The organism is Melghirimyces profundicolus (assembly GCF_003054245.1).
Taxonomy (GTDB): domain Bacteria; phylum Bacillota; class Bacilli; order Thermoactinomycetales; family DSM-45169; genus Melghirimyces; species Melghirimyces profundicolus.
On sequence record NZ_QBKR01000001.1, the window covers coordinates 38,550 to 52,032 of the forward strand.

At 56.8% G+C, this 13,483-nt stretch carries 9 protein-coding genes and 1 riboswitch; of the genes, 6 read left to right on the forward strand and 3 right to left on the reverse strand.

The features are described from left to right. Positions 1-167 precede the first annotated feature (167 nt). Positions 168-278, forward strand: a riboswitch (SAM riboswitch). A 76-nt stretch (positions 279-354) separates the two neighbouring features. The 5 genes from C8P63_RS00175 (at position 355) to C8P63_RS00195 (ending at position 5,597) form a co-directional block, all read left to right on the forward strand. After that, positions 355-1,665 (forward strand): homocysteine synthase, encoded by a 1,311-nt coding sequence (locus C8P63_RS00175; protein ID WP_108021310.1) that lies wholly within the window; start codon positions 355-357, stop codon positions 1,663-1,665. Between the two features lie 54 nt (positions 1,666-1,719). After that, on the forward strand, positions 1,720-2,868 hold the full coding sequence (locus C8P63_RS00180; protein WP_108021311.1) for an aminotransferase class I/II-fold pyridoxal phosphate-dependent enzyme: 1,149 nt from the start codon (positions 1,720-1,722) through the stop codon (positions 2,866-2,868). A 23-nt stretch (positions 2,869-2,891) separates the two neighbouring features. Then, on the forward strand, positions 2,892-4,073 hold the full coding sequence (locus tag C8P63_RS00185) for an aminotransferase class I/II-fold pyridoxal phosphate-dependent enzyme (RefSeq protein ID WP_108021312.1): 1,182 nt from the start codon (positions 2,892-2,894) through the stop codon (positions 4,071-4,073). Positions 4,074-4,185: 112 nt separating this feature from the next. Continuing rightward, entirely contained in the window at positions 4,186-4,743 is a 558-nt protein-coding gene (gene dcd / locus C8P63_RS00190) for a dCTP deaminase (protein ID WP_108021313.1), read from the forward strand. Between the two features lie 590 nt (positions 4,744-5,333). Further along, the gene (locus C8P63_RS00195) at positions 5,334-5,597 is read left to right on the forward strand and encodes a hypothetical protein (RefSeq protein ID WP_108021314.1); all 264 of its coding nucleotides are present in this window, start codon (positions 5,334-5,336) and stop codon (positions 5,595-5,597) included. A gap of 72 nt (positions 5,598-5,669) precedes the next feature. Here C8P63_RS00195 and C8P63_RS00200 read toward each other — a convergent pair whose 3' ends face one another. From C8P63_RS00200 to pgmB, 3 genes are all read right to left on the reverse strand, one after another. After that, positions 5,670-6,491: a YitT family protein gene (locus C8P63_RS00200; RefSeq protein WP_281258653.1), complete on the reverse strand. Its 822-nt coding sequence runs from the start codon at positions 6,489-6,491 to the stop codon at positions 5,670-5,672. A 27-nt stretch (positions 6,492-6,518) separates the two neighbouring features. Further along, on the reverse strand, positions 6,519-7,265 hold the full coding sequence (locus tag C8P63_RS00205) for a hypothetical protein (protein ID WP_108021315.1): 747 nt from the start codon (positions 7,263-7,265) through the stop codon (positions 6,519-6,521). A 155-nt stretch (positions 7,266-7,420) separates the two neighbouring features. Then, a complete protein-coding gene (pgmB, locus tag C8P63_RS00210) occupies positions 7,421-10,405 on the reverse strand; it encodes a beta-phosphoglucomutase (protein WP_108021316.1) in 2,985 nt (994 codons plus the stop codon). 517 nt (positions 10,406-10,922) lie between these two features. On the opposite strand from pgmB, the gene C8P63_RS00220 reads away from it, so the two are divergent. Then, entirely contained in the window at positions 10,923-13,238 is a 2,316-nt protein-coding gene (locus tag C8P63_RS00220; RefSeq protein ID WP_170109407.1) for a transglycosylase domain-containing protein, read from the forward strand. Positions 13,239-13,483 lie beyond the last annotated feature (245 nt).

Sequence of the window (13,483 nt, forward strand, 5' to 3'; positions counted from 1 at the left end):
TTGTAGAAGGTTTCGAAGCAAAACGGATAACATTGAACCCGCTTACATAAATATTCCGGCAGGAAGCGGATTTCAGATCAATTGGTGGTTGACGGGGGAGGCAGACCCCCGTTATAATGAAACACAAGTTTTCAGACTGGAAGCACGAAAACATCTTCATAAGGACGCTCTTATCAAGAGAGGCGGAGGGACTAGCCCGATGAAGCCCGGCAACCCCGGCCACCGAGCCGGAAGGTGCCAATTCTTGCAGAAGCTTGGTTGCTTCTGAGAGATAAGAGAAGGGTCTGTGTTGATTGAAAAAGCCTCTTCTCTTATCGGGAAAGAGGTTTTTTAATTTTTAAAGGAGGCGTTCCCATGAGCTTCGATTCCCAAGAAAAAACGTTCCGTCCCGAAACCTTGGCCGTCCATGCGGGCCAGGAGCCCGATCCGGCGACCAACGCCCGCGCGGTGCCGATTTACCAGACGACTTCCTATACCTTCAACGATACGGAACATGCGGCCAATCTTTTTTCTCTCGCGGAGCAAGGCAACATCTACACCCGGATCATGAATCCGACTCAGGATGTGTTTGAGAAGCGGGTGGCGGCCTTGGAAGGCGGTGTGGGAGCGCTCGCGGTCAGCTCCGGACAGTCTGCCACCACGTACGCCCTTCTGAACATCGCAGGTTCCGGCGATGAAGTCGTCGCCTCCAGCAGCCTGTACGGCGGAACCTGGAACCTGTTTCGGCACACGCTCCCCAAACTGGGCATCCGGGTCACTTTTGTCGACCCCTCAAATCCGGAAAATTTTAAAGATGCGGTTACGGAAAAGACCAAAGCGATTTACGCAGAAACCCTGGGCAACCCCAAAGTGGATGTGCTCGACATCGAAGCGGTGGCAAAAGTGGCCCATGAAGCCGGGATTCCGCTGATCGTCGACAACACCCTGGCCACGCCCCACCTTTTAAGGCCCATCGATTTCGGTGCGGACATTGTCGTCCATTCTGCCACCAAATTCATTGGCGGACACGGCACCTCCATCGGCGGGGTGATCGTCGATTCCGGGAAGTTCGACTGGACGAACGGGAAATTTCCGGGGCTTGTGGAGCCGGATCCCAGCTACCACGGGGTTTCCTACACGGAAGCTCTCGGGGAGCTGGCCTATATCACCAAAGCCCGGGTACAGCTTCTCCGGGACTTGGGCTCGGCTCTTTCCCCCTTCAATGCGTTCCTCCTGTTACAAGGGTTGGAAACCCTTCACCTGCGCATGGAGCGCCACAGTGAAAACGCCCTGAAGCTGGCCCGTTGGCTGAACGATCACGAGTTGGTCGAGTGGGTGGATCATCCGGGGCTTCCGGATCATCCGGATCACGACAAAGCGAAGAAATATCTCCCGAAAGGGCAAGGGGCTATCTTCACTTTCGGAATCAAAGGAGGACTGGAGGCCGGCCGTCGTTTCATTGACAGCCTGCATCTCTTCTCCCACCTGGCCAATGTCGGGGACGCCAAGTCCCTCGTCATCCATCCGGCCAGCACCACCCACCAGCAACTGACAGGGGAGGAACAAAAGTCCGCGGGCGTCACGCCCGAACTGATCCGGCTTTCCGTCGGCATCGAATCGGCAGAGGACCTGATCAGAGACCTGGATCAGGCCCTGAAAAAGAGCCAGGATCCCGCTCTGGTCTAAGCGGGACCTTCCCCCCGCCGGTGAAAACCGCCCGAAAGCAACGGAGGGTGAATCATGCACAAGGAGACACAGCTGGTGCAGATCGGAAAAAATAAAGATCGAGGAACCGGGGCGATCAGCTATCCGGTTTACCACTCGACGGCATACCAACATCCGGGTCTCGGGGAGAGCACCGGTTTCGACTATAGCCGGACCGCCAACCCGACCCGGACGGTCCTGGAAGAGGCGATCGCCCGCCTGGAAGAAGGCGATGCGGGGTTTGCCTGCTGTTCGGGGATGGCGGCCATCCAAACGGTGATGGGACTTTTTTCCCGGGGAGACCATCTGATTGTCTCCCTTGATCTTTACGGCGGCACGTACCGTTTGTTTGAAGAAGTGCTGACACGTTACGGCCTTTCCTTCAGTTATGCGGACCTCCGGGATCCGGAAGCGGTGGAACGGGCAGCCACTTCCCGCACCCGCGGAATCTTCATCGAATCGCCGACCAATCCCTTGATGCGCGTGACGGATCTTGCGGTGATCTGTGGAATGGCCCGGAAACACGGTTGGCTTTCCATCGTGGACAACACGTTCATGACGCCTTTCTTCCAGCAACCTCTCGCCCTCGGCGCCGATGTGGTCGTGCACAGCGCCACCAAATACTTGGGCGGGCACAACGATGTCCTTGCCGGACTGATCGTGACCGGCACCCGGGATCTGTCGGAACGGGTGGCCGATCTGCACAACGCTGTCGGAACGGTTCTGGGGCCGCAGGATTCCTGGTTGTTGATGAGGGGGATGAAAACCCTGGCTCTCCGGATGGAGAAGCATCAGAAAAACGCACTGGCCCTGGCCCGCTTCCTGGACGATCATCCGGGGGTGGAAGCGGTTTTCTACCCGACGCTCTCCCCGAAGGATCGGGAGGTGCAGGACCGGCAGGCGTACGGTTACGGCGGGATGCTTTCCTTCCGGGTGAAAGATGCGGAAATGGTGGCTCCGTTCCTGTCGTCCCTCCGGTTGATCTCTTTCGCGGAGAGCCTCGGTGGAGTGGAGACACTGGTCACCTACCCGGTGACCCAGACCCACGCCGATATTCCGGAGTCGATCCGGAAGCGGGTGGGGGTCTGTGACCGGCTCCTTCGGGTGTCCGTCGGAATTGAGCATGCAGACGATCTGATCGAAGACCTGTCCCGGGCGTTGGACCGGGCCCGGGTCACGGTCTGATTTACCGGAAAGGAGTGGAGAGGATGAATTTCGGAACCCGGCTGCTTCACAACGGAAACGAAATCGATCCCTATACCGGCGCGGCCAGCATCCCCCTGTATCAGGCGTCCACCTACCACCAGCCGGACATTGACCATCCGGGAGCTTATGACTACGCGCGCTCGGGTAATCCCACCCGGCAGGCTCTGGAGCGGACCATTGCCGAGTTGGAGGGGGGCAGCCGGGGATTTGCTTTCGCATCGGGGATGGCGGCCATCTCCACGGTATTTTTCCTCTTCTCCCAGGGGGATCATCTGGTGGTGTCCAACGATTTGTACGGAGGGACGTTCCGGGTCCTGAGCGATGTGCTTCCCCGCTTGGGGATCCGCGCCTCCTTCGTGGACACGACCGATCCGGATCAAGTGGAAGCGGCGATTCGGCCGGAAACCCGGGCGATCTACATCGAAACCCCCTCCAATCCGACCCTGAAGGTGACGGATCTGAAGAGGGCGGCCCAACTGGCGAAGGAACGGGAAATTCTCACCATTGTGGACAACACCTTCATGACTCCCTGTCTTCAGCGGCCGCTGGAATTGGGAGCCGATATTGTCGTCCACAGTGCGACCAAGTTCATCGCCGGTCACAGCGACGTGGTGTCGGGGCTGGTGGCGGTGAAAGATCCGGAGGTGGGGGAACGGCTGTTTCACCTGCAAAACGCCCTGGGTTCGATCTTGGGAGTGCAGGATTCCTGGCTGACCATGCGGGGGCTGAAAACCCTGAAGACCCGGATGGAAGTCTCCACCGCCTCCGCTCACCGCATCGCCCGGGAGTTGCGCCGCCTTCCCGAAGTCCGGCGCGTTTTCTACACGGGTCTCGAAGATCACCCGGGACACCGTTTGCAAGCGTCCCAATCCGACGGTCACGGGGCGGTCCTCTCCTTTGATCTGGGAGATAAGGAACGGGTCAGGGAAGTCCTCTCCGCCGTAAAGATTCCCATCGTGGCTGTCAGCTTGGGAGCCGTGGAGAGCATACTCTCCTATCCGGCCCGGATGTCACACGCCGCGATGCCTCCGGAAGAACGCACCCGAAGAGGGGTGACCGACGGGCTTCTGCGCCTGTCGGTCGGCCTGGAGGACCCCGACGATCTGCTCGAGGATCTGGACCGGGCCATCCGAGGCCGCCGGATCGCCGCGGCCGGGGTGGAATGGCGGGCCTCCATCGTGTGAAACTCTTCTTTTCCGGTAAAAACCGTTGGACCTGATCGGGTCCGGCGGTTTTTGCTTGTCCCGTTATGTTATAAAATAGATGGGAGCAAATCATAAAGGGGAATTCGCTATCATGACGATCAAGTCCGATAAATGGATCCGCAGAAAAGCAAAAGAAGAAGGCATGATCGAACCCTTCGTGGACAGCAATGTCGGGAAAGGGGAAGCTGTCAGCTTCGGACTTTCCAGTTACGGATACGATCTTCGGGTGGGGGACGAATTTAAGATCTTTCACAACGCACTGATGCCCGTCATCGACCCCAAAGAAATCAGTGCCGATTCGTTCCTCGACTACAAGGGGGATGTTTGCATCATCCCTCCCAACTCCTTTGCTCTCGCCACGTCCGTTGAGTATTTCCGCATCCCGGAAAACGTGCTGGCGGTCTGTGTCGGGAAATCCACCTATGCCCGATGCGGGATCATCACCAACGTGACGCCTTTTGAGCCCGGATGGGAAGGCCACGTCACTTTGGAAATCTCCAACACGACGCCATTGCCGGCGAAAATTTACGCCAACGAGGGGTTGTGTCAGGTGTTGTTCTTTGAAAGCGATGAGGCCTGCGAAGTTTCTTATAAGGCCAAACAGGGGAAATATCAGCACCAGCGGGGTATCACTCTCCCCCGAATTTGAGAATCCGACCGCAGCAAGCAGTCACCCGCCCGTGCGCGGGTGTTTTTTGTGCCTTCCAAATGACTTTTTGTCAGAGGTCGTTTGGACTGAGGGCGAAGGGGGGAGAAGTTGAAACCGAGAGCGTTGTGATTGAATGTTCGTTTCGAGAAAAGGGGAAGCGTTTATCCAAAATCGCGACTTTGCTGTCCTGCCCAGCGGAGAATCAGCCTGCAAGGGCATTCAGGGGCAAAAGCTTCTCTGTGTTGCATCCGCAGGCGTTTGCCCCTGCCCGCAGCAGGATGATTCGGAGCGGACCGTGCAACCATCTCTGCAGGACAGCATAGCGAGACCGGGGAGCGCAAGCGACCCAGGCGAGACTTGTGCTCTGTGAGTGCAGCCGGAGCGGCTTTGGGTAAATGCTGCCGCTCACTGGTTTCACAACGCTTCAAGTCTTTCTTTTAAAACGAAATAATTCAAAAATTGGTCAAACAAGTCACGCTTCAAGCGGGTAACGGCATATTAAAATAAAGGTGTAAACCGTAAAACAAAGCCGGACAATTGCAAACTTCAATATTCCGAATATTAAACCTTAATGTAAAGGAGGATTCTCCATGGCTAAATATAGAGGCAAATACGTGTTCGGAGGTGTCGCGTCGGGAGAAGGGATGGATCATCTCCGGGCCGGGGACGAGCTTGCCCTGATCGGGGCTTTCGGCAAGGTGAACAACGTCAAGATCCTCGAAACCTACCGCTATAAGGGTCGTCGCGTGTATGTGACCGACGGCCTGGGGCTCATCTACGCAGACGAAGTGGTGGCCGTCAGCATGCCTGCCTGGAAAAAAGGATCCGCGGGCCGTCGAGCCAAGGTGGTCTGAGAGAGGTCCCGGCCAAATGAAAAGAGTCCGCTCGATGGAGAACCCGTCGGCGGACTTTTATATTGGGGGAGTTCAGTCCCTCCGGAAATAACCGAGGACGTCCACTGTCTGTGTGATGTTGACAAAAGCGTGGGGATCGGCTTCCCGGATCATCCGCTTCACATGGGCGAGTTCGTACCGGGAGATGACCGTGATCAGGACATTGCGCCGTTCCGAGGTGTAGGCGCCTTCCCCGTCCAACACCGTGATCCCCCGGACCAGATTGGAAAGCAGCTTCTTTTTGACTTTCTCTCCCTGTTTGCTGATGATCATCAGCGTCAGTTTGATATGCCGGGTGTGGACCGTATCCACCACTTTACCCGTCGCATAGATGGAGATCATGGTATACAGGGCGAGGTCCCAGTCGAAGACAAATCCCGAAATAAAGACCACAATCGCGTTCATGGCAAAGATGAGAATGCCGAGGGGCAGTTCTCTTTTCCGGGTTAACACCATTCCGATGATATCGAAACCGCCGGTGGAAGCGCCGGACCGAAAGATCAGCCCGGTGGCGGCCCCCACGATGACCCCTCCGAAGACGGCCGAGAGGATGGGGTCGTCGGAGATCCCCCTGAGAGGGATGACCTGCAAGCTGAGAGAAGTGACCACCACAGAAAAAAGACTGTACAGGATGAACTGTTTGCCCAGGCGCAAGTAACCGATAATAATGATCGGGATATTGAGCAGGAAAATAATCGAGCCGGTGTTAAAGGGAGTAACCAAACCGAAAATCATCGCGATTCCGGTGATCCCGCCGCTCAGAATTTTCTGTGGAAGCAGGAACATATTGAATGCAAAAGCGATCAGGACGGACATCATGAAGATGATGAACAGGTTCAACAGCCGATAAACCACGTGATCCCTCCTTTCTTCTGATATCTTTTACAAGATCCTCCCACTCAGCCAGAAAGCGCCCTGCAAAATCCCGCCCGCTTCGGGTTGTTGATCGGGAAGAGCCGGATCGGCGACCATGTCCACCGTTCCCCCACGGGTGCGGACCAGACAGTGAAGAAAAGCCACTTCACCCGGACCGGTGAGCGTTTCCGCCGAAAGCACCCTGCCCGTGATTACCGCGGTGGATTCCGTTTCCTCTTCTTTTTTGTTTTCTGCCAAAACCAAACCGGAGGAAACAAAGGATTCCGGCTCAAACTGGATCCCGTGTTCCTCGCGGAAGTTGTGGTAGGACGCTTCGTCCCGGAAAGAGTGGAGTTCATGAGCGAAAGCGGTGAGCTGGACGACCGCCGTTTCGGGGAAACGAATCCGGCTTTTCACCCGTTCGTAATCCGGCACGTCGAAAAGGAATGGGTAAAGCCCCGGTCGGTCCGGATCCTCTTCCGGCGCGGCCCAGGCGTAAAAGCTCCCTTCCAGGGGGATTCCGGAGGGCTCCGTTCCCCTGTACAGGGAAACGTTGAGACGACCGTCGCCGGCAAAATGGGGGTTGACACCGGTGACCTCGCCGGCGGGATTACACTGGACCCAAAGTTCGCTCCGTCCGTCGGCCGACCAGTGGACATAGCGTCCCGACGGCGTCGGATACGGTTTTCCTTCCCGGAGAGCCCGGGCGATCCAGGGGGAAAGGTCCGCTTCCGAGGCTACGCGGAAACCGACATCGGTGAAGTGGTTGGACATGACCGGCTTCTCCTTTCTCCAAAGGCGGTAACATTCTGTCTTATGCTACCACCGGGTTCCGGATTTCTGCAATCATTTTATACCCGGGAGGGACCGCGGTTGAACATCAGAGTGGAACCATATAAAAACGCCGGCCAAAGGCCGGCGTTTGGCGGTTATCGGAAGCGCCGTTTCAATTCTTGCAGGGTCAGTTTTGAGGTGTCGGAAACGATCCAGTCCGCTCCCTTCATGGCCGTTTCGGTTCCCACTCCCACGGCAAACATGTCGGCCTCCCGGATGGCCCGGATGCCGGCTTCGGCATCTTCAACCGCGGCACAGTTGGTACGGGGAACGCCCAGCTGTTCCGCCGCCGTCAGAAAGATTTCGGGATCGGGCTTTCCTTTGCTCACATGGGCGGCATCCACGATGGTGTCAAAGAAAGATTCGATCTTCAACTGTCGGATCACGGTGCGGGCGTTTTTGCTGGCGGAGGCCAGGGCGATCCGGATGCCGTTTTCCTTCAACTCCCGGAGCAGCCGGCCCATGCCCGGGAGAAGGTCCTCGGGCGAGATCCTTTGGATCCGCTTCCTGTAGTGCCCGTTTTTCCGGTCGGCCAGCCGGCGTTTTTCCTCTTCGCTGAAGCTCTTTCCGCCCTTCTCCAGGATCCGGTCCAAAGAGTCCATCCGCCCCAGCCCTTTCAACTCTTCGTTGAAGTCCCGGTCAAAGGGAATCCCGAGCTCATCGGCCAGTTGTTTCCAGGCTTGATAATGGTATTCCGCGGTGTCGGTCAGAACCCCGTCCAGGTCAAACACGACCGCTTCCAGTTCCCGGGTGATCCCGGCGGAAACGGGTTGACTCCCTGTGAGCCGGAGGGGGCGTCCCCGGTGGTGAAGGGTCAACGGTTCCCCTTCCAACAGCGTGTAGACCGCCTCCCGGGGACGGACCTGAACCTCGATCAGACGGTTACGATACTGGAGGCGGAAGCGGTACTCCTTCCACCGGGAAGGGATGGTGGGGGAGAAGAAAAGCTCTCCCCCGTTTTCGCGGAAGCCGCCGAAGCCGTGGACGATGGAAAGCCAGGTTCCCGCCATGGAAGCGGTATGGATCCCGTCTTTCACGTTTTTGTTGTAGTCATCCAGGTCCATCCGGGCCGTTTGCATGAAATAGCGGTATGCTTTCTCCCCGTAACCCAGTTCCGCGGCCAGGATGCTGTGGATGCAAGGGGAGAGGGAAGAGTCATGGGTGGTCAGGGGTTCGTAGAAATCATAGTTCCGCTTCTTTTCGGCCAAGGTGAACCGGGAGGACTGCAGGAACAGCGCCAGCACGAGATCGGCCTGCTTCAACACCTGGTGCCGGTAGATATTGAGAGGGTGGTAGTGAAGCAGGAGCGGATATCGATCTTTCGGTGTGTTTTCGAAATCCCAGGGAGCCTTTTCCAGGAAGGAATCATCCTGGGGAATGATTCCCCGTCCCCGGTCACGGGGGATGTACATCCCCTCCGCTGCTTTTTTCCAGCTTTGCCGTTCTTCCTCGGCCAGGCCGATCCGTTCGGCCAATGCCCGGTATTGTTCGGGGTGTTCCCGTTCCATTCTCCGGGCCGACTCTGCGGCGTATTCCAGATGATCTTGAACCATCAGGTTGGTGTAGGCGTTGTTGTTGACGATGGCGGTGTACTCATCGGGCCCGGTCACGCCGTTGATGCAGAAGCCTTTGTCCGGGATCCACTCCCCGAGGTCGACCCAAAAGCGGGCGGTTTCAAAGAGCATCTCCGCGCCGGCTTCGAGGAAAAACGCCTTGTCCTCCGTCGCGTTCATGTATTTTTTCAGGGCGTACAGGATGTCGGCGTTGATATGAACCTGTGCCGTTCCGGCGGGGTAATACGGGGAGGTTTCCTCCCCGCCGATGGTTCGCCAGGCATAGAGGGCTCCTTTGTGGGAAAGTTCCCGCGCCCGCTCTCTGGCCTTGTCCAGGATGTGAAAGCGGTATTGGAGCAGGCTTTTGGCGATCGATGGATGCGTGTAGAGGAAGAAAGGCAGGATGTAGGTTTCGGTGTCCCAAAAATAATGGCCTTCATACCCTTCGCCGGTCAGCCCCTTGGCTCCGATATTCGTCTTCCCGTCGCGGCCCGCCGACTGAAGCAACTGAAAAGCGTTGTACCGGATTCCCTGTTGCAGGGCGGGGTCGCCCTGAATTTCCACGTCGCTTCGGTACCAAAAACCGTTCAAAAATTGTTTCTGCTCTTCCGCCAGTTTTGAAAATCCGAGATTTTTGCCTTCGGTCACTTCCCTTAAAGCCCGCGGCAGAAGTTCGTCTTCCGGGTAGTCCCGGGAGGTGAAGTAGGCAATCGTCTTGGTCAGCGTGACCGGAACTTCCCGTTTCGCTTCCAGATTCCAGCGGACACTCACGGTCTGGTCCCCGGTTTCCGTTTCCGGTTCTGTCGGTGACTGGCATTCCAGCAAGTTTTCCATGGCGCAGACCAAAGAGAAGCGGGTTTGCCGGGTCCTTTGACGGATGGCGCCCAATGTCGCTTCCGCTTGAAGTTCTTCCGTCATCAACACCTGTCCGGAGAAGGAGGAGCCCGCACGGGGGTCCCCGGTACTCACTTGGTTGCGGACGGCTCCGTTCAGACAGGACTCCAGCTGGATGGAGCCGTCGAAATTGAGCGGCGTCACTTCAAACCGGATGATCGCGAGGTGTTTGCGGGAGAGGGAAACCAAGCGCCGGATCCGGACACGGACCCGCTTTCCCGATGATGTTTCCCAGGTCACCTCCCGGGTCAATATCCCCTCCCTCATATCCAGGGTCCGCCGGTAGTCCCGGACCGCACCCTCAAACAGAGTGAAGGGTTCCCCGTCCACCCGGAGGCGGATGATTTTGGCATCGGTCACATTGAGCATGGTCTGGCTCTTTTTGGCGTAACCGTATGCTTCCTCCCCGTAGATGATCGGTTCCGAATCATAGAACCCGTTGAGGTAGGTTCCGTTTACCGAAGTTCCCTCCGGTCCGCCGTATCCTTCTTCGAAGTTGCCCCGCATGCCGATATAGCCGTTTCCGGTGGAAAATATCGTTTCGTTCCGCAAGTTGTTTTCGGGGTTCCACTCCGTCTCCGTGATCCTCCAATCCTCATAGGGGTAAATGGGTTGGATATTTGTTTCGCTCATCAGCCTTCCCCCGTTCGTCTGATCCATCTGTGTCTTCAATTGGGTCGGTTTTCATATTCGGAAAACGTTTTCCCGGAAAGTCAAAAGAAAAACGGCTCAAAGGCGGGGGAAACCCACGCCCTCCGTTGCAGTCATTATATCGAAAACAAGGAGTAGTCTGAACCCTGAAAGCGTTGTGATTTCATGTTCGTTTCCAGAAAAGGGGAAGCGTTTACCCAAAATAGCGGACTTTACTGTCCCGGTGCAACCATCTCTGCAGGACAGCATAGCGAGACCGGGGAGCGCAAGCGACCCAGGCGAGACTTGTGCTCTGTGAGCGCGGCCGAAGCGGCTTTGGGTAAATGCTGCCGCTCACTTTTTCACACGTTTCTAAGGGGAAATTCAGAGGATCAGAGGCGGCGGTGCCGGCAATGGGCGTTCACATTTTTGACACATCATTTTTGTGCCGTTTCCATCTCTCCGGATTTTCCAACATATGATACAATGTTTACGGGAAAGAAGGAGGGTTGAGGCGGCCATGAACAAAGGATCGCGCCTGGGTCTCAGATGGGATTCGTGGTGGACCCCGGAGCGGAGACGGCGCATCTTAAAAGGTTTTCTTTTTACTTTTTTGGTAATATTTGTTCTGTTTGTATTCGGGAGCATGGCCACGGTGGGGGCCACGGCGGGGTATGTGGCGTCCCTGGTCAATGAAGAACCGATTCGTCCCCAGGAGAAGTTGCAAGCCAAGATCACCGGTTGGACACAGACCAGTTATGCCTACTTCCGGGACGGAACTTCCATCGGGAAGCTGAGTGCCGATGCCGACCGGAAAGTGGTGACCATGGACGAGGTGAGCCCTCACCTGATTGATGCCCTGATTTCCACCGAAGACCGGGAATTTTATTCCCACAACGGAATCAACCCCAAAGCGATGATCCGGGCCGCCTATCAGATGGTGAGCGGCGCCGAGGATCAGACCGGGGGGAGCACCATCACTCAGCAACTGGTCAAAAACCTCTTCCTCGATTACCGTCAACGGACGGTGGAACGCAAAGCCAAGGAGATCTTCCTGGCCATGCGGATGGAACGTTTCTTCAGCAAAGAAGAAATCATGAACGCGTACATCAACAGTCTCTACTTCGGGAAGAATGCCAGCGGACGCAATATGCTGGGCGTGCAGGCGGCAGCCAAGGGTTTGTTCGGTGTGGATGCCAAGGACCTGAACCTTTCCCAGGCAGCCTACATAGCGGGGATGGTCCAGCGACCCAACGCCTATAACCCCTTCCGCGGAGAGGAGAACCTGAAAAACGGGAAGAAGCGGATGCGGGAAGTGCTCTGGAATATGGTGGTCAACAAGAAGATCACCGAGAAGGAGTATCAAAAAGCACGCAAGTTTGACATCAAGGGCTCTCTTCGAACCGCGGAGGACAACTCCATCGCCTACCAGAAGTACCCTTATGTCACGATCGCGGTGGAAGACGAAGCAGCCAAGGTTCTCATGAGAGCGGATGGGAAGGACCCCAAAGAACTGAGCAAAAAGGGAATCTACCGCGACACCTTGGACGAATACAAGCAAAAGATCCTGACCGGTGGATATAAAGTAACCACCACCCTGGACAAAAAGCTGTACGAAGCGATGAACAAGGCGGCGAAAAACACCGCTTTCAGCGATCAGAAGATCCAGGTGGGAGCGGCTCTTCTCGACGTGAAGAGCGGGGCCACCCTGGCCTTTGTCGGCGGTCGGGACTACCGGAAAAATCAGCACAACCACGCCCTGGACGTGCGCCGGCAGCCCGGCTCCACCATCAAGCCTCTTCTGGATTACGGACCGGGACTGGACAGAGGCGTCATTTCCCCGGATTCGATCATCATCGATGAAAAACTGGCCGCCCGGGGGACAACGGGACACGTGTACCGGAACTACAACGATAAGTACTCGGGTCCCATGACCGCCCGGGAAGCGCTGATGAAATCGATGAACATCCCGGCAATCAAGGTGCTGCGGGCCGTCGGCGTCCAAACCGGGTTGAAGTACCTGGAAAAGATGAACTTCCCCCTTTCCGAAGGCATGGGGGAATCCGTCGCCATCGGCGGTTTCACCTACGGCTTCGATGTGCAGCGGATGACCGCGGGTTATGCCATGTTGGCAAACCAGGGCAAATTCAACGAGCCCTACCTCATCAGCAAGATCGAAGATCCCTCCGGCAAGGTGGTCTACGAACACAAAAAAGAACCGGTTCGGGTGATGTCCGCCAAAGCCGCTTACTGGACCACGGACATGCTGAAGGACGTGGTGCGGAAAGGGACCGGGGTCCGGATCGGCAACAGTTTCCCCGGATACAATCTGGCGGGGAAGACCGGCACCACCAACGATACCAAGGATGTCTGGTTTGTGGGTTATACGCCGGAAGTGGCCCTCGGGACCTGGGTCGGCTACGACCGGCCCAAGACCATCTGGAACGACCAGCAGGCCAAGATCGCTTGGATCAACATGTTCCGCGCCGTCAACCAGGCGGATCCCAAACTCGTTTCCGGAGCCGATTTCCCCCGGCAGCCGGGCTATGATTTCAAGTGCTTCGAATGCAAAAAAGCGGAAAAAATGAAGAAGGAAGAAGAAGAAAAGAAAAAAAAAGAACAACAGGAGAATCGACCTCCGGAACCGAGCCAGCCTCCCGCCCCGGAGCCGGGCACCCCTCCCGGGGGCGGGGATTCGGGGACCAACGGCGGTGACACGAACGGCGACCAGGGCGGAACGGTCTTCCCTCCCCCTGACGATGGCCGCGGAAACGGCGGCGACAACGGCGGCGACGGTGATCAACAGGGCGACGATGCCCCCCGGCCGGAGGATTAAACAGGATGAATCCAAAGCTCCCGCTTGGCGGGGGCTTTTCTTTTGAGGTAAAATACGCCCGATGATTCCGTATCCTCATTTTGGGCACCGGCCACGCGGATGGCAGTTTTCAAAATTGCGGCGTATCCATCCCGATTTCCTTTTGTATCGACCCGAACGGACCCATATTCAACCAATAGCGTGGAAATCTTGCATCCGTAACCTGTGGTAAAAGGCTTTCTTCCCCGGAGGGTCTTTTTTTATGT

Excerpts from the sequence above, each read along its gene's own strand:
- C8P63_RS00185 (WP_108021312.1), top strand. The coding sequence starts at position 2,892 with ATGAATTTCGGAACCCGGCTGCTTCACAACGGAAACGAAATCGATCCC.
- C8P63_RS00195 (WP_108021314.1), top strand. The coding sequence starts at position 5,334 with ATGGCTAAATATAGAGGCAAATACGTGTTCGGAGGTGTCGCGTCGGGA.
- C8P63_RS00220 (WP_170109407.1), top strand. The coding sequence starts at position 10,923 with ATGAACAAAGGATCGCGCCTGGGTCTCAGATGGGATTCGTGGTGGACC.
- C8P63_RS00205 (WP_108021315.1), bottom strand. The coding sequence starts at position 7,265 with ATGTCCAACCACTTCACCGATGTCGGTTTCCGCGTAGCCTCGGAAGCG.
- C8P63_RS00175 (WP_108021310.1), top strand. The coding sequence starts at position 355 with ATGAGCTTCGATTCCCAAGAAAAAACGTTCCGTCCCGAAACCTTGGCC.
- pgmB (WP_108021316.1), bottom strand. The coding sequence starts at position 10,405 with ATGAGCGAAACAAATATCCAACCCATTTACCCCTATGAGGATTGGAGG.
- dcd (WP_108021313.1), top strand. The coding sequence starts at position 4,186 with ATGACGATCAAGTCCGATAAATGGATCCGCAGAAAAGCAAAAGAAGAA.
- C8P63_RS00180 (WP_108021311.1), top strand. The coding sequence starts at position 1,720 with ATGCACAAGGAGACACAGCTGGTGCAGATCGGAAAAAATAAAGATCGA.